Below are 25902 nucleotides of genomic sequence, written 5' to 3'. Positions count from 1 at the left end.
CCGGCAGCCTCGCCGGCGGGGCTGCCGGTCAGGGACGCGTATCGCGACGTCACACCCGCAACTGCAGTCCGTCGTCCGCTTCCTCGACCATGGCGAGCCCGAGTCTGCTGACGCGCACGGAGAAGGGAGCACCCGAGATCCTCAAGCCCGTCAGCACGATCTCTCCCAGGTGCGCGGCCCGGAACGGGCGCAGGGTCACCGTGCCCGCGGGCGCATCGGGGCGGATGCCGGCCAGGGAGCAGAGCAGCATCACCCCGGCGGCGGCCGAGGTGGCCGCGGGCCGGGAGGCGGCCGGATGGGGAAGCGGTGCGCTCCCCCGCGTGCGCTGCTCCCCCGCGTACATCTCGGGCAGTCTGCCGCCGAAGAACTCGGCCGCCGCCAGGATGCCGTGCAGCAGCGAGCCGGCCTCCTTCTCGTGGCCCGCGGCGGCGAGCCCCGTGACGGCGACGGCCGTCTCGTGGACGCGCACCGCCCCGCTGCGATGACCGAACGGGTTGTATGCCGCCTCCTTCGCCCCGAGGCTGCGCAGCCCCCAGCCCGAGTCCATGGCCGGGCTGCCGAGGAGCCTCGCGAGCTGTTCGGTCCGCGCCTTGTCGAGCAGACCGGGAGCCGTCTCTCCCGAACCCGACAAGCCGGTGTCGAGGAGATGGGCGGTGACCGAACCGAGCTGGGGCACGAGGCACCCGTCCTGGGTACGGGCGGCGACTGGTCGGCCACCGGTCGGGTCCTCGACCCAGAAGTCGTCATGGAACGCCGCCCGCATCGCCTGGGCCCACTGCCGCAGCCCCGTGCCACCGGTCCGATTGTGTGCGTCGAGCAGACCGGCGCCGAGCAGGGCCGCGCGATGCGCGTGTGCCTGCGTCTCGCAGCGGAACGGTCCGCCCGGCTGCGGGTCGGGCAGATACGTGCCGTCGCCGACCGTGGTCCGCAGCCATTCCAGACAGCGCTCGGCCGCGGGCAGCAGTTCCTCCACGTCCCGCTCGGCCAGCCCCCAACGCCAGGCCTCCGCGAGCAGGACCGGGAACAGCAGGGTCGCCTCGGTCGCCGTGCAGCCCGGCGGCAGGTGCGGCCCGCTGTCCCGGAGCGGTCCCGGAATCAGTCCGGAGTGCGGTCCCGGACCGGCGACCTGGGTGCGGGCGAGGGTGCGCAGCGTGCCCGCGGCGAGACGCGTGCCGAGCGGCAGGGTCATCCGGGCCGCGGCCAGCGCCTCGGCCGACGCCAGTCCGCAGCGCCAGGGCGCTCCCGCCGCGAGGTGTGTGTCGGCCGGATGCCGGGGGTCGCGCAGCAGCAGGGCCCGCAGGTCATCGACACAGGTGCTCAGAAGCGCTTCTGCTCCGGGCTCGTCGCTCAGCACCCGGGCCTCGGCGAACGGGCTCGCCGCGCCGCGGCCCACCGCCCTGACCGGCCCCTGACCGTCCGGTCTGACGCGCAGTTCCAGTGTGAGGGTGCCGCCCGGTGGCAGTTCGAGTTCCCAGCGCAGCATCCCCGCCGAGGCCAGCGCGTCGGTGGGCGGCGGGTCGGCGGAGACGGTCACGTGGCCGGCGGGGCAGGACCAGCGCAGGCCGGCGGCGTGGACAGTGGCGGGCAGTTCGGGCCCTCCCCGTCCCGAGGCGACGTCGCCCAGTTCCGCGAGGTCAGTCCCGAGGGCGACCTCGACGGGCAGGCGCAGGGCCCGAAGGGCCGAGCTGCGCAGGGTGATCCGTTCGATGCCCTCCGCAAGGCGGGTTCTCTCGACGACCACGTCCGGATCCGGTCCGGTGTCAGGGGCGGCGCGCAGCGTGCCCACGAAGCGGGCCCGGTCGGCCGCGAGCATCCGGGCCTGCATCGCGAGCGGCTCCCGGCCCGCGACCCGGACCAGGCAGCGGGACAGAGTCCGCCGGCCCGCCATGTAGAAGCCCTCGAGGCCGCGGCCGGTCAGTTGTCCTTCCTCCGTCGAGATCACCAGTCCGGGAAGGGCGGCACAGATCAGGGTGGTGTGGGCCGGCGGCAGGTCCGCCGGCCGGCCCGGCACGGGAAGGGCTGTCCGGAGAGTGCCGGGTCCGCGCCCTGCCGGGACGAAGGGCGCACCCGCGTCGCGGCCCGGTCGTGGGGCCGCCGGAGCGCCCCCGCGTCCGGCGGGCCGTGCGGGCTCGTGCCCGGTCGGACGGCCGCCGTCGGGTGCCGAGGACGGATGAGGCATGGGCATGGGGTGGCTTCCTCCGCGCTCGGTGCGCCTGGAGCGCGCTCTGCTCCGGGTGGGGGCTCCGCGGGGTCGCGGGCGTTGCGGCGGCGCAATCCGGCCAGGGATTCCGCCACTCAGGTGAACGGGACAGCCCTGTCCGGGGTCACGCATGTGCCCAGGAAGCCGACCGAATGGCGGTGGGGCGGCCCATCGGTTGCACGAGCACCGGTCGAGCGGTCGCCAACCGCGCGGAAGGTGACCGGGCCCGGCGGAAAACGCACCGTCCGGCAGCGGTGGGACGGGGACGCGGCCCGCCCTCGGGGCGTCGGGAACTCCGCCCCGCCTCGGCCGAGCATGTCGGCCGGACTTCGTCCCGGACCTGACCCGCCGTGCTGTACCCCAGCCGCTCACGAGTCCTCCCCGGCACCATGCCGCTCGCTGTCGCCCCGCCTGCGCGGCCGGCCGTCCGCCCGGTCCGCCGCTCGCCGTGGCCGGTCCCCGGCCGGTGAGGCACCGCCCTCCGGGCGGCACCCTTGGTTGTTCGAGGTCCCGGGACCTCGACGGCCCGGTCGGCCGCCGCCGATCGCGGCCGGTCGGGGCCTGCGGCGACGCCGGGCGCCGGGCGCCGGGGGCGGGGTGTCCGGCGCGTGGGAGCCGGTCGTCTTCGGGCCGGCCGGTTCCCGGGCGGAACCGGGCACCGTCAGGCCGTCCTCCGGCAGTGGCCTGCCGGAGTCGATCGGCCGCTCCGTGCCGGTCGGGCCGTGGTCCGTGCGCTCGGCGCGCAGACAGCGCCGGACGGATTCCGGATCCAGTCCTTCGTTGCATGCCTGGTGGAGAAGGCGGGCGAACAGATAGTCGGGATCGGCGCCGAGCGCCATGGCGAGCGCTTCCCGTGCCTCCAGTTCGTCGCCCATGGACCAGGCGACCCATCCCGCGAGGGTGAGGGGTGCCGCCGCGTGCTCGCGGTAGGGGCCGACGCAGCGACGGGCCAGTGCCCGCCACAGGCGCAGCGCCGGGGCGGCCTCGTCGCCCTCCATCCACTGCGCGGCGCGGTCACGGGTGGTGCGGTCCTGCAGGCCGAGAATCAGCGTGGCGGCCTCGTCGTTCTCCAGGAGTCCGTCGTCGCGCAGGTCCGACGGACGCGTTCCCGACACGGGGAAGGCTGCCACGAACCGGTCCTTGATCCGCCGGGCCAGCGCGAGGGCCTCCTCGGCCACCTCGGCTCGGCTGCGCTCCTCCAAGATCCTCGGTACGAGAGCCATGCTGGCCGTGTCCAGCGCCACCTCCTGGCCCAGCGCGGCGGTGGACTCCCAGGGAAGAAACCTGGCTGTCAGGTCCTTCAGGGATCCGCGCACCTGAAGGCCCGCGTACGTCGCGGCAGCGGCGAGGACGGACGTGCCCGGCAGCCCCATCGAGGTGCCTTCCGCCGGGCAGCATCCCTGACCTGGGCAGGTGTAGGTCCAGAAACGGCCGTCGGAGATGCACAGTGCCTCGATCACCGGAACGTCGAGACGTCCGCAGGCCGTCCGCAGCAGCTGTGCGAGCGGGCGCAGTCGTTCCATCACGTCCCGTCCCGATTCACCGTTCCCGGGTTCCTGGCACAGATACGCCACCATGCTCTCGGGGCGGGCGCCTCGGCGCTCGCCCCCTTTCACCAGTCCCTGGGCGAGCTGATCGGAGGCGGACGGCCAGTCCTCGGCGTGGGCCGGGATACCGAGTCGGGCCCGGCCGCCGAACCGGCCCCGCCGCTCCCGGTCGTGCAGGGCGACCAGCACGATGCTGTCGTCGGGGCGGTACCCGAGGAGATAGGGCAGCGCGTCGGCCAGCTCTGCCGGGGTACGGAGAGTCACCTGATGCTCCCCGCCCGGGAGGCTCACACCGCCCGCGTGTCGGTTGTCGCGGGCACGGCCCCCGCCGCCACCATGGCGCAGCCCGCCGGGAATGGCCGTACCGTCGTGGACTTCCGGGCTGATGTTCTTGTCGCCGGACGTACCGGCCGATTCGTCGTGATTCGTCATGCGGCGACCATCTCGCGGATCGCCGAATTCCGGTTGAGCCTGTGGATAACAGTCCGCATGATCACGCCAGAAGTTGTCCACAGCTCGACGGCTCGTTCGCGCTTTGTCGGACCCATCCGGTTGCATGGAGCCATGACCAACGAAGACCCGCGACCCACACCAGTCCCCGACAACGCACACGACGCCTCCCGCGAAAGCCTCCGCGCCACGGCCGACGCCGTCCTTGCCCGCCTGGTCGGCGCGCGGGCGGGGGAGGCACGGCTGCGCGAGGACCAGTGGCGCGCGATCGAGGCGCTGGTGGCCGACAAGCGCAGAGCGCTGGTCGTGCAGCGCACCGGCTGGGGCAAGTCCGCGGTGTACTTCGTCGCGACCGCGCTGCTGCGCGAGGCGGGTGCCGGGCCGACGGTGATCGTCTCACCGCTTCTCGCGCTGATGCGCAACCAGGTGGAGGCGGCGGCCCGCGCCGGAATCCGCGCACGGACGATCAACTCCTCCAACACGGAGGAGTGGGAGACCATCCAGGCCGAGGTGGCGGCGAGCGAGGTCGACGTCCTCCTGGTGAGCCCGGAAAGGCTGAACAACCCCGACTTCCGCGACCAGGTGCTGCCCAAACTGGCCGCGGCCACCGGTCTGCTGGTGGTCGACGAGGCGCACTGCATCTCCGACTGGGGCCACGATTTCCGGCCGGACTACCGTCGCCTGCGCACCATGCTCGCCGACCTCCCGCCCGACACCCCGGTACTGGCCACGACCGCGACGGCCAACGCGCGCGTGACGGCCGATGTCGCGGAGCAGCTGGGCACCGGTGTGAGCACCGACGCTCTGGTTCTGCGCGGCCCCCTGGACCGAGAGAGCCTGAGTCTCGCCGTGCTGCGGCTGCCGGACGCCGCGCACCGGATGGCCTGGCTCGCCGAGCACCTGAACGACCTGCCGGGCTCGGGAATCATCTACACGCTGACCGTGGCCGCGGCCGAGGAGGTCACCGCGTTCCTGCGCCAGAGCGGGTACACCGTGGCGTCGTACACCGGGAAGACCGAGAACGCCGACCGCCAGCAGGCCGAGGAGGACCTGCTCGCCAATCGCGTCAAGGCGCTGGTCGCCACGTCGGCGCTGGGCATGGGCTTCGACAAACCCGACCTGGGCTTCGTGGTGCACCTGGGCTCCCCCTCCTCCCCGATCGCCTACTACCAGCAGGTGGGACGCGCGGGCCGTGGTGTGGAGCACGCGGAGGTGCTGCTTCTGCCGGGCAAGGAGGACCAGGCGATCTGGGAGTACTTCGCCTCGATCGCCTTCCCCCCGGAGGAGCAGGTGCGACGCACTCTGGACGTACTGGCCCGGGCCGAGCGCCCGCTCTCCCTGCCCGCGCTGGAACCACTGGTCGAGCTGCGCAGGTCCCGCCTGGAGACCATGCTCAAGGTTCTCGACGTGGACGGGGCCGTGCACCGGGTCAAGGGCGGCTGGATCTCCACGGGCATGCCCTGGACGTACGACACGGAGCGCTACGCCTGGGTGGCCAAACAGCGGGCGGCTGAACAGCAGGCGATGCGGGACTACGTGTCGACGACCGGCTGCCGCATGGAGTTCCTCCGGCGGCAGCTGGACGACGAGGGCGCCGCGCCGTGCGGGCGCTGCGACAACTGTGCCGGCGGGCGGTTCCAGGCATCCGTGTCCGCCGCCGCGCTGGACGCGGCGAACGGCGAGCTGGACCGCGCGGGCGTCGAGGTCGAGCCCCGGAAGATGTGGCCGACCGGGCTGGCCGCGGTCGGCGTCGAGCTGAAGGGCCGCATCCCGGCCGGCGAACAAGCCGCTCCGGGGCGTGCCCTGGGACGGCTCTCGGACATCGGCTGGGGCAACCGGCTGCGGCCGATGCTCACCCCGCAGGCCCCGGACGGGCCCATTCCGGACGATGTCGCCCAAGCCGTGGTCGGCGTCCTGGCCGACTGGGCGAAGGGCCCCGGCGGCTGGGCCTCGGGGCAGACCGACGCCCAGCCACGCCCGGTCGGCGTGGTGACCATCGCCTCGCGCTCGCGGCCGCAGCTGATCCACTCGCTCGGGTCGCGGATCGCGGAGATCGGCCGACTGCCGCTGCTGGGCTCCGTGGAGTACGTCGGCGAGGCGGCCCAGATCTCCCGGAGCAACAGCGCACAGCGACTGAAGGCGCTGGACGGGGCCCTGACCGTGCCACCGCGGCTGGCCGACGCCCTGAGAGAAGCGCAGGGTCCGGTCCTGCTGGTGGACGATGCCACGGACACGGGCTGGACGCTGGCGGTGGCATCGCGGATGCTACGCAGAGCGGGTGCCGAGGCAGTGTTGCCGCTGGTCCTCGCCGTACAGGCGTGACCCGCGTGTCGCGATTCGGAACACCGGGCAGGTATATAAGCCACTAATCGCCTGAAAGTGGTCCGTGGCCCCAATTGCTCGTTGCCGCATTCCAGTTCGACAGGAAGAATTGAGCTCCGCTCCCCGCACGGTTTGCCCGTGGTCCGGTAGGGCTCTGCTGCGGCGTGCCATCCCCCAAGTCCGACCCCGCCCGCTGTATGGGCACGTAGCCGAAGGGAGGACCGTGACCTTCGGATTCGCTCCGTCCTCGGCGGCAACCATGTCGACGTCTCCCGACCTGTCCGCCGCTTCCACCAACCCACTGACCCGCATGCTGGAACCCGCCGAATGGGCCTCGGCCGGAATTCCGCTTCTGCGCGATCCCCGTGAGGTCGTGAGCGGCCTTCACGCCCGGCACCGGCCCAGACCGTCGACCGCGGTCGTCGCCGTGCTCGACCACGACGAACGGCTGATGGCGAGCGCGTCCTTCACCCGGCGTTCGGCACCCGCCGACGGCTGGATGTTCCGCAACGCGCTGCTCGCACAGTTGCGCCGGGTCATCCCGCACGACCTGCGGCGCCGCACTCCCGCGCGCACGGCCGTACTGCTGTACTGCCGGGACGGTGACGCGCGCTGGACGGAGGAGGACGGGGCCTGGATGTGGGGACTGCGCGATGCCTGCACGCTCCACGGACTGCGGTGCGGCGCGTACATCACGCTGACACGTGACGGCTGGCAGGTTCTGGGCGAGGGCCGCGGCGGACGCCGCCCCAACTCCGACTCGGCGCCGGAGTTCTATGTGGGTGAGGTGATGCCGCCGCTGCCCCGCACCGGAGGCGTCGCTTCCGAGGTGATGCGCCGGGCGGCCGCCCGCTGAGAGGCGGGCGAGTCGTGGGCGGCGGCCCGCCGGGGGAAAGGCGGACCGCACACGCTCGGCCGGACGGGCACCAGGGCGGGGCGGTACAGGTGGTACCACCCATGCGCCGGTGCGGCACCAACGTGTGGCTCGGATCCGGGGCGCACCCACGCTCGGCGGCCAGGAGGTCACACAGCGAGCAGGGGCACGCTGGATGACTCTGCGCCTGCGGGACGAAACACGAAGCACCCATGCGCGCACAGGCGAGCGATCGGGGAAACGCACGCGGAGAGCGGTCGGCCTCCCGGTCCGGTGACACACACCGGAAGCCCCCTGTCACACCCACCAGAGGCCCCGGTGACACCTACCGGGAGCCCGAAGGTCCTCAGTCGAGCGGCAGGCCGGCGTCATGCCGCCTCGACATCACACGAACGAGCGGCAGGCGAGCAGCCTGAGGGCGCGAACGCATACGGGTACGCCGAGGCGACCGCCGTGGAGGTGCCGCCGTGGCGGCACCCTCAGCGTCCCGCCGGGCGCGTTCCGGACCGGGTCCGGAACGCGCTCAGACGCCTGCGGCCAGGACCGAGTTGATCTGCTGCGGGTCGCCGCAGACGATCAGCAGGGCACCGGCCCGGCCGAGGGCCAGGGGCAGGGCGGTCGCGGCGACCTCGCCGGAACCACCGTTGACCGCGACCACGACCACGGGACGGGAAGCGGCGCGACGGGCGGCAGCGGCGTCGGTGTAGAAGACGTCGTCGCCGGCGTCGTGCTGCGCCCAGTAGGCGGCCTCGCCGAACGAGAGTTCGTGCGCGGCCCACGGGTGCGGATCGCCGGTGGTGATCACCAGCACCTCACCGGGAACGCGGCCCGACTCCAGCAGCAGGTCGACGGCTTCTTCCGCCGCGTCCAGCGCACCGTCGGCCGAGGCCGGGACGAGCTGGATCTGCGGGGCGCCGGCCACGGGTGCGGCCGGCTTGGGGGACGGCCCCGGTGCGGCCACGACCGGCTCGCGCGGGGTGCGTTGGGCCGGCATGGGCCGGACAGGACCCGGACGGCCGGGACGCGGCGGAGCCGCGGGACGGGGACCGGGTACAGGGCGAGGGGTCGGCGCGGTGCGGCCACTGGCCGGAGTGACGCGGGGACCCTGGGCACTCTCGTGAATCTGAGGCTCCTCGGGAATGAGAGGCATGAGCTGATATCTATCAAACGCCGGTACGACTCGCCCCGGCGGGTGGCACATGAGTGCGAACGGAATCGTCAGAAATCGAAGCCGAGCTGGCCCTCGATCTCCGGAACGCGTCCGTCCGCCAAGCTGCGGGCCTTCTTGAGGTGCCGCCACTGGGGCAGCGCATCAAGATACGCCCACGACAACCGGTGGTACGGGGTGGGGCCCCGCTCCTCCAGCGCGGCTTTGTGGACCGGCGCCGGGTACCCGGCGTTGGCCGCAAAGCCGAAGTCTGCATGGTCGACACCCAGTTCGGCCATCATTTTGTCGCGCCGCACCTTGGCGATCACCGAGGCCGCCGCGACGGCGATGCAGGACTGGTCGCCCTTGATCACCGTACGGACCTTCCAGGGAGCGCCGAGATAGTCGTGCTTCCCGTCGAGAATGACCGCGTCGGGGCGGACCGGCAAGGCATCCAGGGCGCGTACGGCCGCGAGGCGCAGGGCGGCCGTCATGCCCAGCCGGTCGATCTCCTCCGGGGAGGCGTGCCCGAGAGCGTACGCCGTCACCCATTTCTCCAACTCCACGGCGAGCGCGGTCCTGCGCTTGACGGTCAGGAGCTTGGAGTCGGTGAGCCCTTCGGGCGGGCGGCGCAGTCCGGTGACGGCGGCGCAGACGGTGACAGGGCCCGCCCAGGCACCGCGCCCCACCTCGTCGACACCGGCGATGACCTTCGCTCCGGTCGTGGCGCGGAGGGAGCGCTCGACGGTATGAGTGGGGGGTTCGTACGGCATGGCGCCCTCAGACTACGCCGCCCGGAGCGCCTCGCGACACCCAGGCCCCCGGGCCGCCGTAAAGCCCTCCCCTGCGTCGGCGAGCAGGCCCGCCCACACTGGCCGACCGACTCCCGTACAACCGGCCGACCGGCCCGTACACACCCGCTCACCAGCCCGCCCGCACCAGCCGACCCGGCCCGCCCGCACCGGCTAACCCGCTCCCGTACACCGGCCGACCGACCCGCGCAGGGCCGGTCAGGCCGGTCAGGCCGGTCAGGCCGGTCAGGCCGGTCAGGCCGGTCAGGCCGGTCAGGCCGGTCAGGCGACGCGTACACACAGCAGCGGGACCATCATCTGGTCGATCATCTCCTGGAGATCCAGCTCGCTCCATTCGCTCGCGCACACCTTGGAGCGGTACATCATCATCGCCGGGACGGCGTCGAAGACGTACGAGTTCGCTGCGTCGGGACGCACCTCTCCCCGTTCGATCCCGCGCTGGACGACCTCGCGGAGCAGGTGCAGGGTGGGCTCGACGACCCCGCCGCGGATGACTCGGTTGAAGCGCTCGGCCTGCCTCACATCGCATTCGTGAAGCACAGAGCGAAGTGCGATTCCCGGCGGTGAGAACATCGCCTCACGTACCCTCCGGCACACCTGCAGCAGGTCCTCCCGGACACTGCCGAGGTCGGGAGCCCGAGTCAGATCCGGCAGTCCGGCCTGGAGCGCGTCCGCGACCAGGTCCACCTTCGAGGGCCAGCGACGGTAGACCGCGGCCTTGCCGGTCTGCGCAGCGGCGGCCACCCCCTCCATGGTGAGGCCGTTCCAGCCGACCGCGCCGAGCTGTTCCAGCGCGGCTTCCAGGATCGCGCGCTCGAGCACGGCGCCGCGCCGGCGCGAGGGTGGCGCCTGAGCGGGGGCGGCCGTCCAACGCGAAGTAGCCATCAGAGTTCTCCGTCGTACAGGGAGCGGTATTCGGAGGAGCCGGGCTTCCGTGCGGGACGGATGACCGGCTCGTCGCCAGCGGGCAGCGACTTCAGTGAACGCTTGCGTTCACTGAAGGGGAGTCACTACCGTTGACGCGCAAGTGAACGCGAGCGTTCACTAACTCACTTGTGGGGGAAGCATAGTGACAACCTCTCAGTTGATTAAGGACAGCAAGCCGGGTGCGGCCCGCCGGGAGGGACATCCCGGCATCGCCCTCACCGTCATCGCGGCCTGCCAACTCATGGTGGTACTCGACGCGACGATTGTGAACATCGCACTCCCGCACATTCAAGACGCCCTCAATTTCAGCACCACCGACCTGACATGGGTGATCAGCTCCTACACCCTCACCTTCGGTGGCCTGCTGCTTCTCGGCGCACGGGCCGGCGACATCCTCGGCCGGCGCCGGGTCTTCATGACCGGCATCCTGCTGTTCACCCTGGCCTCGCTGCTCGGCGGACTCGCCCAGGAGCCCTGGCAGTTGCTGGCGGCGCGGGCCCTTCAGGGCGTGGGTGGCGCGATCGCCTCACCGACAGCGCTGGCCCTGATCACGACGACCTTCCCCGAGGGCCCGGAGCGGAACCGGGCGTTCGCCGTCTTCGCGACGGTCTCGGCCGGTGGCGGCGCCATCGGCCTGCTCGCCGGAGGCATGCTCACGGAGTGGCTCGACTGGCGATGGGTCCTGTTCGTCAACGTGCCCATCGGCATCCTGATCGCCGTTCTCGCGCCGATGTACATCAACGAGTCCCAGCGCCACCCGGGACGCTTCGACATCGCGGGCGCGGTCACTTCGACGGCCGGTATGGCGTCCCTGGTCTACGGCTTCATCCGCGCGGCGGAGAACGGCTGGCGGGACAGTCTCGCGATCGGGTCGTTCGGCGCGGCCGTGGCCCTGCTGCTGGCCTTCGGGATCATCGAGACGCGCGCGAGGGAACCCATCACCCCGCTGAGGATGTTCGCCGACCGCAACCGTTCGGGCACGTATCTGATCATGCTGAGCCTCGCCGCCGCGATGTTCGGCATGTTCTTCTACATCGTGCTCTTCGTGCAGAACGTGCTGGGGTACACCCCGATCTCGGCCGGTGTGGCCTTCCTCCCGGTGACGGTCGCGATCGCGGTCGGCGCGGGTCTGTCGCAGCGCTTCCTGCCGGTGCTCGGCCCCAAGCCGTTCATGGTCACCGGCTCGTCACTCGTCGCCCTCGGGCTCGGCTGGCTGACCTTCATCAGCCCCGACGACTCGTACGCCGGCGGAGTCCTCGGCCCGATGCTGCTGTTCGGCTTCGGCATGGGCCTGAACTTCGTGACGCTGACGGTCACCGCCGTCTCCGGTGTCGCCCAGCACGAGGCGGGGGCGGCCTCCGGTCTGCTCAACGTCACGCAGCAGGTGGGCGGTTCGCTCGGCCTCTCCATCCTCACCACGGTCTTCGGCACGGCCAGCCGCGACGAGGCGCAGAAGCAGGTACCGAAGTTCCTGGCGGACGGCTCGGCCGAGCAGAAGGCGGCGTTCGCCAAGACCCAGCAGCTGCCCGCCCCCTGGGGTCATGACGTGCTCGCCCACGGCATTTCGACCGCCTTCGTGCCGGCGGTGGGCATGGCTCTGCTGGCCCTGACCACCGCGACGCTGGTGATCAAGGTCAGGAAGAGCGACCTGGACGCTCTCGCCGGTACGGCGGGACCGGCCGCGGGCTGAAAGGGGCTCCGGGCCGAGAGCGGCCGCGGGCTGAAAGCGGCTCCGGGCGGCCCCGCGGAGGGCCGGGCCGTGGTCCGGGTCAGGGAGACCCGGGGTGACCACGATCCGGCCGTCCGCGACACGGAGCCGGTGGCCAGGCCCGTCCACGTCGACGTCGACCTGGACGCGAACCTGACGTGGACGCGGACTTGGACATGGACGCATCGGAAGAACGCGTTCAGCGGTACTCGGGGAACTCCGTCAACGAGTCGCACTCGCTCTCGCTGATGGACTTGGCGGGCGGGTGGTCCCGGAGGATGTCCCGGGCCCGGGCCTCACCCCAACTGGTCGCATACCAGGGCGCGTCGTCCTGGTCCAGTTCGTCGGCGATCGGTCTCAGCACGCAGGAACGCATCGGCTCCTTGAGCTTGTCGAGGGCGGGTACGGCGTCGGCCGACAGATCGCGGGCGTACAGGACGTCGAAGTTGCCCGTGTCCTCGTACCGCTGGACGTTCCTCTCGGCGATCAGGCTGTCGGGCGACATCAGCCCGAACGCGAGGACGCCGGCCGCCGCACTGGCCGCGACGGCGCGGGGCAGCCAGCGGGCGCCCCACACACCGGCCGCCATGATGAGCACGATGACCAGGCCCAGCCACAGCTCTCCGGCCAGCACCGAGATCCTCAGCCGCGTCAGCCCATAAGCCTCCACATACATGTCCATACGCCGCACAGCGGATGCCACGACAACGAGCGCCAGGCCGCACAGAGTTCCCAGCACACCGCGCACCAGCTTCCGGTCGCCGGCGCCGTCCCGCGGTGCCCAGCGCAGCGCGAACACCACGACGAGCAGGGTCAGCAGCGTGACGAACAGCAGCTGCCAGAAACCCTGGCGCGCGTATTCGGCGTACGTCTGGCCGGTCTTCTTCAGCACCGCGTCATAACCGCCGAAGAGCACGACGAGCTGGACCGCGTTGAAGGCCGCGAAGAGCACCGTGAGCACGATCAGCGGGAGGGCCCACTCGACACGGTTGCGCGGGCGACCGGGTCGCACCACGACCCGGTCCAGTCGCACCGGTGCGGCCGCCGTGTGGGCCACGGACAGTGCCACGACCAGGCCCGACACCAGAAGCACCACGCGCCAGGGTCCACCGGTGACCGAGGTGTCCGGCACCAGGTCGCCGAGCAGATCGGCGAAGGCGGCGTCGGCTCCGGCGAACAACGCCCCGAAGACGAGCAGCAGGACGGCGCTCACCACGAACGCGCGCAGCCCGACACCCACTCCCCGACGGGCTCCGCCGAATCGTTCCCGCAGCCCGCGCCAGCCCCAGGCGACACCGGTGACCACCGAGTTGACCACGCCGACGGGTCCGAGCAGAACCGCGGGCCAGGTGCGGCCGCCGTTCAGCGCGAGCGAGCCGAGCCCGATCGCCGTCACGACGGCCAGGAACGACGGCCAGTCCGCGTCCCGCAGAGCGGGCACGGCCAGCAGACCGATGCCGCCGACGCCCCAGACCACGCTCCACGCGCGCGTGCGGCGCCCCGCGTCCCGGCCCGCGAAGTACGCGGCGAGTGCTGTGGGGATCGCGACCAGCAGAAGGTTGACCGCCAGACCGCCGTCGAGGAGCAGCATGCTCAGCAGGCCGGTCGCGAGCACGGCCCACAGCGTGGGCGTACGCACCGGGGCGGGCGACGTGGCCCACAACTCCGGTGACCACAGTTCGGGGGCGGCCGACGGAGCCGTCTTGCCGGTCCTCGCCTGCGGCGATCGGGAGGCCTGGGAACGCGGCTGGCCGTCGACCCTGGCCACCCGCTCGGACGAGGACCTCATGCCAGGCTCTAGCCCGCCGCCGGTCGACCGGTCATCCCCGGAGGCGTCCGAACCCTCGGGCTCGTCCCCACCGCCGGACACATCCCCGCCCTCGGATCCGTCCGCACCCACCGGCTCGGCCGCACTCCCCGGCTCGGCAGAACCCTCAGGCTCGTCGCCACCCCCCGGTTCGACCACACTCTTAGGCCCGTCCGCACCCCCCGGTTCGGCCACACCCTCAGACTCTTCCGTACCCCCGGACGCAGCCTTACCCCCAGGCCCGTCCGCGCCCCCCAGTTCGGCCGACTTCGCCATCGCGCCGGGACCGGTCTCCGGTCGCCGCACCGTGGATCCCGGTTCGGCCGGGCTCGTGGAGTCCGCGGGCTCCGGTGTCCGCGTGGGCCGGGACTCGGCTCCCGGATTCTCCTCGCTCGCTTCTGGGCTCTTCCGCTGCGCCGATGACCCCTCTACGGGCTCGGGCGTGGACGGTATGTCGGACAAGGGATCCCCTCCCAGCCGGTCACCGGGCAGCCCGGATTGCGCCACTGGGGCGGGGAGGCTGTCGGCCGGTGTTTCGTCGGCACACGCCCGTCATGATCAACGGGCGGCGTGGCGCACACGGTATCCGGGGGCAAAGCGGCTCACGAGGGCGCTGCGGGGCTGTAGCAAGCCTGTGACACAGCCCAGCGCCCCCTCTGCGCCCGCCGCCCGCGCCCCCGCACGCCGCCCGCACACTCGGTGGCCCAGGAGCCCGGCAACCCCCTGCCGTACGCCCTACGCGGCGCCTGCGCCACTTCCGGACGGGAGCCCGGGCAGCCATTCCGGCAGCGCCTCCGTGGCGTCCAGCCATGCCCTGGGGGGCACTCCCGCCTTACCGGAGGCGACCACGCCGCCCACGATGGAGCACGTCGTGTCCACGTCGCCACCGACCTGGGCGGTGGTCCAGAAGCCCTCTTCGTAGTCACCCAGGGCACGGGCCGCGGACCACAGGGCGAAGGGCACGGTGTCGTGGGCGGACGTACGCCGTCCGCAGCCCAGTACGGCGGCCACGGTCGCGGCGTCCCCGTAGTCGAGCATGTCGCGGGCGCGCCTCAGGCCGGCCCCCACGGCGCTGCGCGGTACGAGCGCGATGACGCCGTCCAGCAGGGCCTCGGCGCTCGGCGGTCCCGCCGGGTCGGCGGCCAGCGCGGCGGCCGCGGCGACGGCCATGGCACCGACCACGGCCTCGCGATGCTGGTGCGTCGGGTAGGCGGAGATCTCCGCCTGGTGGGTCGCCTGCTCCGGATCGTCGGCGTACCAGGCACCCAGCGGGGCGATCCGCATCGCGGCGCCGTTGCCCCAGGAGCCCTGCCCCTTGAAGAGGGCAGACGCGAGCTCGCGCCAGTCTCCGCCTTCCCGGATCAGCCGCAGCAGCCGGTTGACCGCCGGGCCGTAGCCCCGGTCGAAGTCGTGGTGGTGGGCGAAGGAGTGCGCCAGCGCGTCCTGGTCGATGCGGTAATGCGTGGCCAGGACGGCGACCACGGAGCAGGCCATCTCGGTGTCGTCGGTCCACTGCCAGGGCTGGGGCGGCAGCTCTCGGCGCTTGAGCAGCGGGTAGTTCGCGGGCACGAAGAACTGCGAGCCCAGCGCGTCTCCCACCGCGATTCCGCGCAGGCTGGCGAGGGCGCGCTCGAAGCGCCCGTCGGGAGAGGTGTCAGCGATCATCGCCCTGCCACTCTATCCGGTGGCTCCGTACGATTTCCGGATCACGCCACTGCTCGAAGGGACGGTCGAGGGTGTACCGGCCGTCCTCCCCCAGAACGAGCATCCTCACCTCCGCGTTCCCCGGGTTGGAGAGCGATTCGAACTCGGCGACCGACCAGTGGAACCAGCGCATGCAGAACAGCCGCATGGCCAGGCCATGGGTCACCAGGAGCACGTTGGGCGGGTGGTCGGGGGCCTCGAAGCTCCGGTACAGGCTCTCCAGGAAGCCGCCGACCCGGTCGTAGACGTCGGCGCCCGACTCGCCCTGCGCGAACCGGTAGAAGAAGTGCCCGTACGCGTCGCGATACGCCTTCTGAAGACGTACGTCGTCACGGTCCTGCCAGTTGCCCCAGTCCTGCTCACGCAGGCGCGGTTCCTCGCGCACCCGGACGAGCCCGGGGTCGAGATGGAAGGCCCGGAACGTCTCGTGGGTACGGCGGTAAGGCGAGACGTAAACGCTTACGCGCTCCCTTCCGAAAAGTTCGCGCAACTGCTTGCCGGTGTTCTCCGCCTGCTGCCACCCCGTCTCCGTGAGCGCCAGAGCGTGGTCGGGCTCGCGTTCGTACACGGTGTCGTCGGCATTGCCCACCGACTCGCCGTGCCGGACAAGGACGATGCGCCGTGGTCGTGCCATGCCAAAACCCTAGATCGTGCCAGCACCGTTCGAGCAGTCGTACGGTCTCATAAGGCGCAGGTCACACCGTTCCCGCACATCAGTTCGCCGGAAGGGAGGGTCCCGTCAGACGATCCAGCCGGGTTCCAGCTGTACGACGTCCCCCGCGAGAGCAGCTATGTCGGCGTCCAGCTGGGCGCGCAGCGCGAGCCTCTCCAGCCGCTCGGCGCGGTATTTGCCGTGCTCGGCGGCCGACCGCCACATGGACAGGACCAGGAACTCGCTGCCGGGCGCCTCGCCGAACATGCCCCGGATCATGCCGGGCGAACCGGCCATCGCGGGGTTCCAGACCTTCTCCTGCATGAGCGCGAAGTGCTCCGCGCGCTCCTCGTGGACACGGCAGTGCGCGACCCGGACCACGTCCGAGTCCGTGAAGCGCGGCTCGAAGCCCGTCTTCACGTCGAAGCGGTAGTCGAACAGCTTGACCTGGGAGTCCTTGAAAGTGCCCGACTGCGATGCGGCGAGCCGGTCATGGGACCGGGCCATGAAGGAGTCGTAGAAGGCGCGGCTCTCCCAGAAGGAGAAGATGTGAGCGACGCCGGACCGCCCCGCGCTCCACCCTCCCCCCTGTCCCCGGAATCCCGGCTCTCCCAGAAGCCCCGCCCACTTTCGCTGCCCCCGTTCGAAACCGCGGCGGTCGACCACGGTGCAGCGAATCCACTTGACCAGCACCGCGCCATCGTAAGGCCCCGGAACGTGGCGCCGGTCACGCTCGGGCGGAGTGGATCCGGGCGCACGCCCCGGTGTGCGTGGCACGATGGACAACCGGCCCTACTCTCAGGGGAGTTGGTTTGGCCACTGTTGAGGAACGGGGAGGGGACATCCGGTGAACGGTCTCAACAAGGGAATCCGCAAAGCCGAGTTGGCGGTCAAATGGGATCCCAGTCCCACGGGTGAGCCCGCGACCGATCTCGACATCGTCGCGGCGACGTACCTGGCGTCCGCGCCGCACGGAAACCCGGACTACGTAGTGTATTTCGGCAGCCGTTCTCCGGACGGCACCATCTATCTGAACCGCGACAGCAAGGACGGCAAGGGTTTCGGCTGGGACGAGGTCATGACCCTGGAACTCGAGCGCCTGGACAGCCGTTACGGGCGCGTGGTCGTCGGTGTCCTCATCCAGCAGCGCACCGAGGCCCGGACCTTCGTCGGTGTCCTCAACCCCGCTTTCCGCCTGCGTGAGGGCTACACCGTCCTGACGCAGGGCGACTTCGGCGACGTCCTGGGCTCGACGGCGGCCACCATCGGGGAGTTCGTGCGCGACCACTCCGGAGAATGGACGTTCCACCCGGGCATCCACGGCTACGACACCGATCCGGCGACCTTCGCGCGGGTCATGGGCAGCCCGCAGGAGGCGTGAGGCACAGCCCGGTGTCCTCCTGTCCGCGCTGTGCCGGCCGTCGGTCCCGGACCCGCCCGGGGGCCTGTCCAGCAGCGGGTGTTCAGCCGCTCTTCCAGCCCGGGACCGTCGGCAGCACCAGCTCGGCGACGCGGAACAGCGCCGCGTCGTCGGGCACCACATCGTCCTGACGCCAGACGGAGATCTCGAACGAACCACCGCCCCCCTTGGCGTCCCTGGCGACCAGCAGACTGCGGGCGACGCCGCCGGGGCCGCTCTCGGCCTTGCCCCCGCCGAAGCTGAGGGCGATCGTCCGGTCCGAGTAGAGGACCGCCGGGTGGCCCAGGATCTGCCTCGGCTCCGCCTTCGGCAGCAGATCCAGGCCCTGGGCGACGGAGAGCCGGTCGTCCGAGGCCGACAGCTTCACGGAGTAGGTCTTCAGCGTGACGTTCGCTTCAGGGCTGGCGATCTTGGTGCCGCCGTCGAGGGTGATCCAGCTGTCGTCGCCGTCGGCCGTCTGCGCGTGCTCGTCGGGCGTCCCGAGGAGGGCCGGCAGGTCCGCGCGGTTGAGCGCCTGGCACAGCTGCTCACCGGAGACGCGCTTCGGCGGCGGCGGGGTGCTGAGCCGGTCGGAGCACCTGGCCGGGTCGTTGGTGCCGTTGCTGTTCGGAAGGACCCGCGAAAGCCCCCATATGCCCCCCGTGACGCCCGCGACCAGCACCACCGCCGCGACGGCCTGAACCCCCGTGTTCAGGCCTCTCCTCGAACCGGTCACCTTGTCGGTCATGTCCCCCGCCTCCCCATCGCGCTCCATGCGCGCGGAGGGAGACTAACCGTTGATCGTTTCGTATGAAAGGCGAATTCCGCCGGGCCCCGGGCCGTCGCCGCGCGGCACCCGGGACACCGGGAGGCGGCGCGCACGACAGGCTCGCCGCCGGACGGGTGAGCGCGCACACGACGGGCCCGCCGCGGGGCGCGGTGCCGCCCCCGACGGCAACGCCGAGGGCGGTGGAGCCGACTGCCCGCTCCACCGCCCTGATCAGCTGTTCACGCCCGAAGGGCGCCCGGTGTCAGCCGCGACCGCTCGCCGGACCGGCGCCCGGTGTCAGCTGCAGCCGCTCGTCGAACCGCAGCCCTCGCAGATGTAGCAGGACCCGGCCCGCTGCATCTTCGTACCGCAGGAGAAGCACAGCGGCGCGTCGGCCTGGATGCCCAGCTGCATCTCCACCAGCTCGGCGCTGGTGCGGACCTGCTTCGGGTCGGGCACCGCCACGACGGCCTCGGCCCTGGGGGCGGCGACGGCCTTCAGCTCCTGCGCGCGGGGCGCGGACTGGGCCAGGCCCTCGACGTCGAGCTCGTCGTCGGTGGGCTCGTAGGAACCCGTCTCCAGGTGGCGCTGGCGCTCGTCGGCGGAGTGGATGCCGAGTGCGGAGCGCGTCTCGAAGGGCAGGAAGTCCAGCGCCAGGCGACGGAAGATGTAGTCGACGATCGACTGCGCCATCCGCACGTCCGGGTCGTCCGTCATGCCGGCCGGCTCGAAGCGCATGTTGGTGAACTTCGAGACGTACGTCTCCAGCGGCACGCCGTACTGAAGGCCGACCGAGACGGCGATCGAGAAGGCGTCCATCATGCCCGCGAGGGTGGAGCCCTGCTTCGACATCTTCAGGAAGACCTCGCCGAGACCGTCGTCGGGGTAGGAGTTGGCGGTCATGTAGCCCTCGGCGCCGCCGACCGTGAAGGACGTGGTGATGCCGGGACGGCCCTTGGGCAGACGCTTGCGGACCGGGCGGTACTCGACGACCTTCTCGACCGCGGTACGGATGGTGTTCTCGGCCTTGGCCGTGACCTCGGTCTTCTCCTTCTCCTTGGTCTTGGCGGAGAGGGGCTGGCCGACCTTGCAGTTGTCGCGGTAGATCGCGAGCGCCTTGACGCCCATCTTCCACGCCTCGAAGTAGACCTCTTCGACGTCCTCGACGGTCGCCGTCTCCGGCAGGTTGACCGTCTTGGAGAGCGCGCCGGAGATCCACGGCTGGATCGCGGCCATCATGCGGACGTGGCCCATCGCGGAGATGGAACGCTCGCCCATGGCGCAGTCGAAGACCTCGTAGTGCTCGTGCTTGAGGCCGGGGGCGTCGACGACATTGCCGTTCTCGGCGATGTGGGCGACGACCGCCTCGATCTGCTCCTCCTGGTATCCCAGGCGGCGCAGGGCCTGCGGCACGGTGCCGTTGACGATCTGCATCGAGCCGCCGCCGACCAGCTTCTTGAACTTGACCAGCGCGAGGTCGGGCTCGAGGCCGGTGGTGTCGCAGGACATCGCGAGACCGATGGTGCCGGTGGGCGCGATGACGGAGGCCTGCGCGTTGCGGAAGCCGTTCTTCTCGCCGAGGCGGATCACGTCCTGCCAGGCCTCCGTGGCGGCGGCCCAGATCGGGGTGTCCAGGTCGTCCACGCGGACGGCCGCGGTGTTGGCGTCGGCGTGCTGCTTCATGACGCGCTGGTGGGGCTGCGCGTTGCGGGCGTAGCCGTCGTACGGGCCGACGACCGCGGCGAGTTCGGCGGAGCGCTTGTACGACGTACCCGTCATCAGGGAGCTGATCGCGCCGGCGAGCGCGCGGCCGCCGTCGGAGTCGTACGCGTGGCCGGTCGCCATGAGGAGGGCGCCGAGGTTGGCGTAGCCGATGCCCAGCTGACGGAAGGCGCGGGTGTTCTCGCCGATCTTCTCCGTCGGGAAGTCCGCGAAGCAGATGGAGATGTCCATCGCGGTGATGACCAGCTCGACGACCTGGGCGAAGCGCTCGATCTCGAAGGACTGGCGGCCCTTGCCGTCGTCCTTCAGGAACTTCATCAGGTTCAGCGAGGCGAGGTTGCAGGACGTGTTGTCCAGGTGCATGTACTCGCTGCACGGGTTCGAGCCGTTGATACGGCCGGACTCCGGGCACGTGTGCCAGTTGTTGATCGTGTCGTCGTACTGGATGCCCGGGTCGGCGCAGGCCCAGGCGGCCTCGGCCATCTTGCGGAAGAGCGACTTGGCGTCGACCTCCTCGATGACCTCGCCGGTCATGCGCGAGGTGAGGCCGAACTTGCCGCCCTCCTCGACCGCCTTCATGAACGTGTCGTTCACACGGACCGAGTTGTTGGCGTTCTGGTACTGGACGGACGTGATGTCGTCGCCGCCCAGGTCCATGTCGAAGCCCGCGTCACGGAGGGCGCGGATCTTCTCCTCCTCCTTGACCTTGGTCTCGATGAAGTTCTCGATGTCGGGGTGGTCGACGTCGAGGATGACCATCTTGGCCGCGCGGCGGGTGGCGCCGCCCGACTTGATCGTTCCCGCGGAGGCGTCGGCGCCGCGCATGAAGGAGACGGGACCCGAGGCGTTGCCGCCCGAGGACAGGAGCTCCTTGGAGGAGCGGATGCGGGAGAGGTTCAGGCCGGCGCCGGAGCCGCCCTTGAAGATCATGCCCTCTTCCTTGTACCAGTCGAGGATCGACTCCATGGAGTCGTCGACGGACAGGATGAAGCAGGCGGAGACCTGCTGGGGCTGCGGCGTCCCGACGTTGAACCAGACGGGGCTGTTGAAGCTGAAGATCTGGTGCAGGAGGGCGTACGCCAGCTCGTGCTCGAAGATCTCGGCGTCGGCGGGCGAGGCGAAGTACTTGTAGTCCTCGCCGGCCTTCCGGTACGTCTTCACGATGCGGTCGATGAGCTGCTTGAGGCCCACCTCGCGCTGCGGGGTGCCGACGGCACCGCGGAAGTACTTGCTGGTGACGATGTTGACCGCGTTCACCGACCAGAAGCCGGGGAACTCGACGCCACGCTGCTCGAAGTTGATCGAGCCGTCGCGCCAGTTGGTCATGACGACGTCACGGCGCTCCCACTCCACCTCGTCGTACGGGTGCACGCCGGGGGTGGTGTGAATGCGCTCGATGCGCAGTCCCTTGCTGGCCTTGGCTCCGCTCTTCGCGCGGGAACCTCGTGCCGGACCGCTCGTCGTCTCTGTCATTGCCGCCTCCCTGTAACAGGCTAAAACGCGCTGAAGTGCCGCGAACTTCCCGTGGCACGGTCTGTGTCTGATGCCGCGCGCGCCGCTGGTACGGCCGTGCGCTGCAAGTCTGTGGTCGCCGCCCGCGGGCGGGCCCGGACGCCCGGAAGGGTCCGGTCCGCGGTCAGTCGGCGGCGGTGGCGGGCACGGGAACCTCAGCGGTTCCACCGGACCCGCGATCGGTCTCCTGGCGCACCACGTCCGGGACGTCGTCGTCCGCGGCGGGGCGCTGATTCACCTGCCTGAGTTCCGCGATGGCGGCTTCGAAGTCATCGAGCGAGTCGAAGGCCCGGTACACGGACGCGAACCTCATGTAGGCCACGAGGTCGAGTTCCTGCAGGGGTCCGAGTATGGCCAGCCCCACGTCGTGGGTGGTCAGCTCGGCGCTCCCGGTGGCCCGCACGGCCTCTTCGACCCGCTGACCGAGCTGGGCGAGCGCGTCCTCGGTGACGGGCCGTCCCTGGCAGGCCTTGCGCACACCGTTGATGACCTTGGTGCGGCTGAAGGGCTCGGTCACACCGGAGCGCTTCACCACCATCAGCGAGCACGTCTCCACGGTCGTGAAACGACGGGAACAGTCGGGGCACTGGCGGCGCCTGCGGATCGACGTGCCGTCGTCGGTCGTACGACTGTCGACGACGCGGCTGTCCGGGTGCCTGCAGAAGGGGCAGTGCATGGCTCCAACCCTCCTTCACAGCACGACTCAGGAACCTCGCGGGACCTCACCGGTCCCTCGAAGCAGCCTCAAGCATAGGCGATGCCCGAGGGCCCGGAGACCCGGGGGACCACAACTTCTGGGATGCCTCCGCAATCCAACCACTAGATGTGGGGATCGGCTCGCGAATTCGCCCACGACCTGCGTGTCGTACACGTAAGGGCACGTGCCGCACAGGCATACCCATCCCGGACACACGGGGATAGCGTGGTCGGCACACGGAAAGAGGGCCGGTTCCCGGCCTGCCGGCCATCGGGTGGCAGACTGGACGGCGGCCCAGGCCAGCCGGCACGGCCGCCGCCTCCGGCGGTGGAGGGTGCAGCAATGGACCCTTTCGCCCGTAAGGCGCATCGCCCAGCCATACACCCAGACACATGCCCACGTCAGGCAATTCGCTTTTTTTCACTCGAACGTGTGTTTGGCGCAACCTTTCGAAAGCAACTACCGTTGTCCAGCAGGGAGACCATCGAGAGGGGCCGACGTGACCACCACCGCAGACAGCGCCACCATCACCGCCCAGGACCGCTCCCAGGGCCGACTCGAGCCGGTGCATGCGATGAACGAAGCCGCGAATCATGAGGGGCCAAAGCGTTCCCTGCCTGGCCGACCTCCAGGCATCCGGGCCGACAGCTCGGGACTCACGGACCGGCAGCGCCGGGTGATCGAGGTGATCCGGGACTCCGTGCAGCGGCGCGGCTACCCGCCGTCGATGCGGGAGATCGGGCAGGCCGTGGGCCTCTCCAGCACCTCCTCCGTCGCACACCAGCTGATGGCATTGGAGCGCAAGGGCTTCCTGCGGCGAGACCCGCACCGCCCGCGCGCGTACGAGGTACGGGGGTCCGACCAGTCGTCGGTGCAGCCGACGGACACGGCGGGCAAGCCGGCCGCGTCCTACGTTCCGCTCGTCGGCCGTATCGCCGCCGGTGGCCCGATCCTCGCCGAGGAGTCGGTGGAGGACGTGTTCCCCCTCCCCCGCCAGCTCGTCGGCGACGGGGAGCTGTTCGTCCTGAAGGTCGTCGGTGACTCGATGATCGAGGCCGCCATCTGCGACGGGGACTGGGTGACGGTCCGCCGCCAGCCGGTCGCCGAGAACGGCGACATCGTCGCCGCGATGCTGGACGGCGAAGCCACGGTGAAGCGATTCAAGCGCGAGGACGGACACGTGTGGCTGCTGCCGCACAACTCGGCGTACCAGCCGATCCCCGGTGACGAGGCGACCATCCTCGGAAAGGTCGTCGCCGTGCTGCGCCGGGTGTGACACCGCGACGGGCGGTCCGCCGCCCCCGCCCCTGACCGGGCCCCGGAACCAACTGCGCCGGTTCCGGGGTCCTGTTCGTTCGCTCGCCGGTCCGTCCGGTGGCCAGGCGGCCGGCCGGACGGACTCGTGGAGGTGCGCTACGCGTCCTCCGCCTCGACCGCCTCGATCTCGTCCGCCTGGCCTGCCGCGTCGTTGGCCGTCGCCGCGGACTCCTCGGCCACCCGGGCTTTCTCGTCGATCGCCGCGAGGGATCTACGGACCTGGTTCGGGTCGGTGGTGTACCAGAAGTCGGGGAGCGAGGCCTTCAGGTAGCTGCCGTAACGCGCCGTGGCCAGACGCTGGTCCAGCACCGCGACCACCCCCCGGTCCCCGGAGGCCCGGACGAGACGCCCGGCGCCCTGGGCCATGAGGAGCGCGGCGTGGGTGGCGGCGACAGCCATGAAACCGTTCCCCCCGTTCTCCTCGACTGCTTTCTGGCGTGCGCTCATCAGCGGGTCGTCGGGGCGGGGGAAGGGGATCTTGTCCATGACGACCAGCTGACAGCTGGGGCCCGGCACGTCCACGCCCTGCCAGAGCGAGAGCGTGCCGAACAGACAGGTCTTCGGGTCGGCCGCGAAATTCTTGATCAGCTCGCCGAGCGTCTCCTCGCCCTGGAGCAGGATCGGGTACTCGGGGATGCGGGTCCGCAGTTCCTCCGCCGCGAGCTGGGCCGCGCGCATCGAGGAGAACAGGCCGAGCGTGCGACCGCCGGCGGCCTGGATCAGCTCGGTGAGCTCGTCGAGCATGTCCCCGCGATCGGCGTCCCGCGCGGGGCGCGAGAGATGCCGGGCGACGTACAGGATGCCCTGCCGGGGGTAGTCGAAGGGCGAACCGACGTCGATGCCCTTCCACTGAGGGACGTCCTCGCCCTCGGTGCCTTCGGGGGCGAGCCCCATCGACGCTCCCACGCCGTTGAAGTCGCCGCCGAGCTTGAGGGTCGCGGACGTCAGGACGACCGAGCGGTCGGCGAACAGCTTTTCCCTGAGGAGCCCGGACACGTTCATCGGGGCGACCCGGAGCGAGGCTCCGAAGCGATCATGACGCTCGTACCAGACCACGTCCCATTCGGAGCCGTTGGCGATGCGCTCCGCCACGGCGTGCACGGATTCCACGGAGGCCAGGGCCTGCTTGCGTACGGCGTCCTCGTCCTGGACGGACTTGTCGCGGGTGGACCCGAGGGCGGTGATCACCGTGCGTGCGGCGTCGCGCAGCGCCATCAGCGCGTACCCGAGGTCCTCGGGGATCTCCTCCAGGCGGCCCGGCAGAGCCAGCTCCATCAGGCGTTCGAAGCCCTCGGCGGCGGACTGGAGCTGGTCGGCGGCCTTTTCGTTGACGAGCTTCGCGGAGCGGCGCACGGCACGGTTGACCTGCCCCGGTGTGAGCTCGCCGGTGGCGACGCCGGTGACCCGGGAGACCAGCTCGTGGGCCTCGTCGACGATCAGTACCTCGTGCTGCGGCAGCACCGGTGCGCCCTCGATGGCGTCGATCGCGAGCAGCGCGTGGTTGGTGACGACGACCTCGGCGAGCTTGGCCCGCTCGCGGGCCATCTCGGCGAAGCACTCCGCTCCGTAGGCGCACTTCGTGGCGCCGAGGCACTCCCGGGAGGACACCGACACCTGGCCCCAGGCCCGGTCGGAGACACCGGGTGTGAGGTCGTCCCGGTCGCCGGTCTCGGTCTCGTCCGACCAGTCGCGCAGCCGCAGCAGGTCCTGTCCCAGCTTGCTGGTGGGCGCCGCCGCCTCGAACGGGTCGAAGAGGCCCTCTTCCTCGTCCTGCGGCACGCCCTCGTGCAGGCGGTGCAGGCACAGGTAGTTCGACCGGCCCTTCAGCATCGCGAACTCGGGGCGGCGCCGGAGCAGCGGGTGCAGCGCGTCGACGGTGCGCGGCAGGTCCCGTTCCACGAGCTGGCGCTGGAGCGCCAGGGTGGCGGTCGCCACGACCACCCGCTCGCCGTGCGCGAGCGCGGGCACCAGGTAGCCGAGCGACTTTCCGGTGCCGGTGCCCGCCTGGATCAGCAGGTGGGAGCTGTCGTCGATGGCGGCGGCGACGGATTCGGCCATGGTCACCTGGCCGGGGCGCTCCGTGCCGCCGACAGCGGTGACGGCAGCATGCAGGAGTTCGGGGAGTGAGGGCTTTGTCATAGCGCTGCCAGCCTACGGGGCGCCACTGACAACCGAGCGATCAAGGCGGGAACCGACGCCGTGATCAAGGCGGGCGTCTCCCGGGCGTCCGGGACGACGGATGGGTGGGACACGGAGACTCCTCGACGGGGACCGGATCGGGACGAGCGGTCGATGGGCGGTCGGTGGCCCACGAACCACAGCTCCACAGCTCCACA

At 71.0% G+C, this 25902-nt stretch carries 17 protein-coding genes and 1 pseudogene; 5 read left to right on the top strand and 13 right to left on the bottom strand.

Annotated features, from left to right (window positions below; genetic code table 11):
• Positions 1 to 49 precede the first annotated feature (49 nt).
• Both OG410_RS30390 and OG410_RS30385 read right to left on the bottom strand, forming a co-directional pair.
• The gene (locus tag OG410_RS30390) at positions 50 to 2179 is read right to left on the bottom strand and encodes a glycogen debranching N-terminal domain-containing protein (RefSeq protein WP_443063916.1); all 2130 of its coding nucleotides are present in this window, start codon (positions 2177 to 2179) and stop codon (positions 50 to 52) included.
• A 389-nt stretch (positions 2180 to 2568) separates the two neighbouring features.
• Complete coding sequence (locus tag OG410_RS30385; protein WP_329302005.1) at positions 2569 to 4179, bottom strand: DUF4192 domain-containing protein; 1611 nt, start codon at positions 4177 to 4179, stop codon at positions 2569 to 2571.
• A gap of 132 nt (positions 4180 to 4311) precedes the next feature.
• Between OG410_RS30385 and OG410_RS30380 the strand changes: the two genes are divergently transcribed.
• Together OG410_RS30380 and OG410_RS30375 are read left to right on the top strand one after the other, a co-directional pair.
• Positions 4312 to 6519 carry a RecQ family ATP-dependent DNA helicase gene (locus OG410_RS30380; RefSeq protein ID WP_329302004.1) on the top strand — a complete coding sequence of 736 codons (2208 nt, stop codon included), beginning with the start codon at positions 4312 to 4314 and terminating at the stop codon, positions 6517 to 6519.
• A 223-nt stretch (positions 6520 to 6742) separates the two neighbouring features.
• Positions 6743 to 7375 (top strand): hypothetical protein, encoded by a 633-nt coding sequence (locus tag OG410_RS30375; protein WP_326785087.1) that lies wholly within the window; start codon positions 6743 to 6745, stop codon positions 7373 to 7375.
• Between the two features lie 541 nt (positions 7376 to 7916).
• Here OG410_RS30375 and OG410_RS30370 read toward each other — a convergent pair.
• The 3 genes from OG410_RS30370 to OG410_RS30360 form a co-directional block, all read right to left on the bottom strand.
• A complete protein-coding gene (locus OG410_RS30370; RefSeq protein ID WP_329302003.1) occupies positions 7917 to 8543 on the bottom strand; it encodes a hypothetical protein in 627 nt (208 codons plus the stop codon).
• A gap of 68 nt (positions 8544 to 8611) precedes the next feature.
• On the bottom strand, positions 8612 to 9313 hold the full coding sequence (locus tag OG410_RS30365; protein ID WP_329302002.1) for a ribonuclease HII: 702 nt from the start codon (positions 9311 to 9313) through the stop codon (positions 8612 to 8614).
• Positions 9314 to 9613: 300 nt separating this feature from the next.
• On the bottom strand, positions 9614 to 10237 hold the full coding sequence (locus OG410_RS30360) for a TetR/AcrR family transcriptional regulator (RefSeq protein ID WP_329302001.1): 624 nt from the start codon (positions 10235 to 10237) through the stop codon (positions 9614 to 9616).
• Between the two features lie 184 nt (positions 10238 to 10421).
• On the opposite strand from OG410_RS30360, the gene OG410_RS30355 reads away from it, so the two are divergent.
• A complete protein-coding gene (locus tag OG410_RS30355; protein ID WP_329302000.1) occupies positions 10422 to 11969 on the top strand; it encodes an MFS transporter in 1548 nt (515 codons plus the stop codon).
• A gap of 217 nt (positions 11970 to 12186) precedes the next feature.
• On the opposite strand, the gene OG410_RS30350 is transcribed toward OG410_RS30355, so the two are convergent.
• From OG410_RS30350 to OG410_RS30335, 4 genes and pseudogenes are all read right to left on the bottom strand, one after another.
• On the bottom strand, positions 12187 to 13776 hold the full coding sequence (locus OG410_RS30350) for a DUF4153 domain-containing protein (protein WP_329301999.1): 1590 nt from the start codon (positions 13774 to 13776) through the stop codon (positions 12187 to 12189).
• Positions 13777 to 14529: 753 nt separating this feature from the next.
• A complete protein-coding gene (locus OG410_RS30345) occupies positions 14530 to 15459 on the bottom strand; it encodes an ADP-ribosylglycohydrolase family protein (protein WP_329301998.1) in 930 nt (309 codons plus the stop codon).
• A gap of 12 nt (positions 15460 to 15471) precedes the next feature.
• Positions 15472 to 16132: pseudogene (locus OG410_RS30340) on the bottom strand (histidine phosphatase family protein).
• A 105-nt stretch (positions 16133 to 16237) separates the two neighbouring features.
• Positions 16238 to 16843 (bottom strand): YdbC family protein, encoded by a 606-nt coding sequence (locus OG410_RS30335; RefSeq protein ID WP_326785093.1) that lies wholly within the window; start codon positions 16841 to 16843, stop codon positions 16238 to 16240.
• A gap of 154 nt (positions 16844 to 16997) precedes the next feature.
• Between OG410_RS30335 and OG410_RS30330 the strand changes: the two genes are divergently transcribed.
• Entirely contained in the window at positions 16998 to 17531 is a 534-nt protein-coding gene (locus OG410_RS30330) for a TerD family protein (RefSeq protein WP_329301997.1), read from the top strand.
• Positions 17532 to 17613: 82 nt separating this feature from the next.
• On the opposite strand, the gene OG410_RS30325 is transcribed toward OG410_RS30330, so the two are convergent.
• The 3 genes from OG410_RS30325 to nrdR form a co-directional block, all read right to left on the bottom strand.
• Positions 17614 to 18297 carry a DUF6215 domain-containing protein gene (locus OG410_RS30325; RefSeq protein ID WP_329301996.1) on the bottom strand — a complete coding sequence of 228 codons (684 nt, stop codon included), beginning with the start codon at positions 18295 to 18297 and terminating at the stop codon, positions 17614 to 17616.
• Between the two features lie 318 nt (positions 18298 to 18615).
• The gene (locus tag OG410_RS30320) at positions 18616 to 21513 is read right to left on the bottom strand and encodes a vitamin B12-dependent ribonucleotide reductase (protein ID WP_329301995.1); all 2898 of its coding nucleotides are present in this window, start codon (positions 21511 to 21513) and stop codon (positions 18616 to 18618) included.
• 163 nt (positions 21514 to 21676) lie between these two features.
• Positions 21677 to 22228 carry a transcriptional regulator NrdR gene (gene nrdR / locus OG410_RS30315; RefSeq protein WP_329301994.1) on the bottom strand — a complete coding sequence of 184 codons (552 nt, stop codon included), beginning with the start codon at positions 22226 to 22228 and terminating at the stop codon, positions 21677 to 21679.
• Positions 22229 to 22748: 520 nt separating this feature from the next.
• On the opposite strand from nrdR, the gene lexA reads away from it, so the two are divergent.
• Complete coding sequence (gene lexA, locus OG410_RS30310; RefSeq protein ID WP_081219793.1) at positions 22749 to 23525, top strand: transcriptional repressor LexA; 777 nt, start codon at positions 22749 to 22751, stop codon at positions 23523 to 23525.
• A 137-nt stretch (positions 23526 to 23662) separates the two neighbouring features.
• Here lexA and OG410_RS30305 read toward each other — a convergent pair whose 3' ends face one another.
• Entirely contained in the window at positions 23663 to 25705 is a 2043-nt protein-coding gene (locus OG410_RS30305; RefSeq protein WP_329301993.1) for an ATP-dependent DNA helicase, read from the bottom strand.
• Positions 25706 to 25902: the final 197 nt, after the last annotated feature.

Source organism: Streptomyces sp. NBC_00659, from assembly GCF_036226925.1.
Lineage (GTDB): Bacteria > Actinomycetota > Actinomycetes > Streptomycetales > Streptomycetaceae > Streptomyces.
This window is presented reverse-complemented; position numbering and strand designations above follow the sequence as displayed.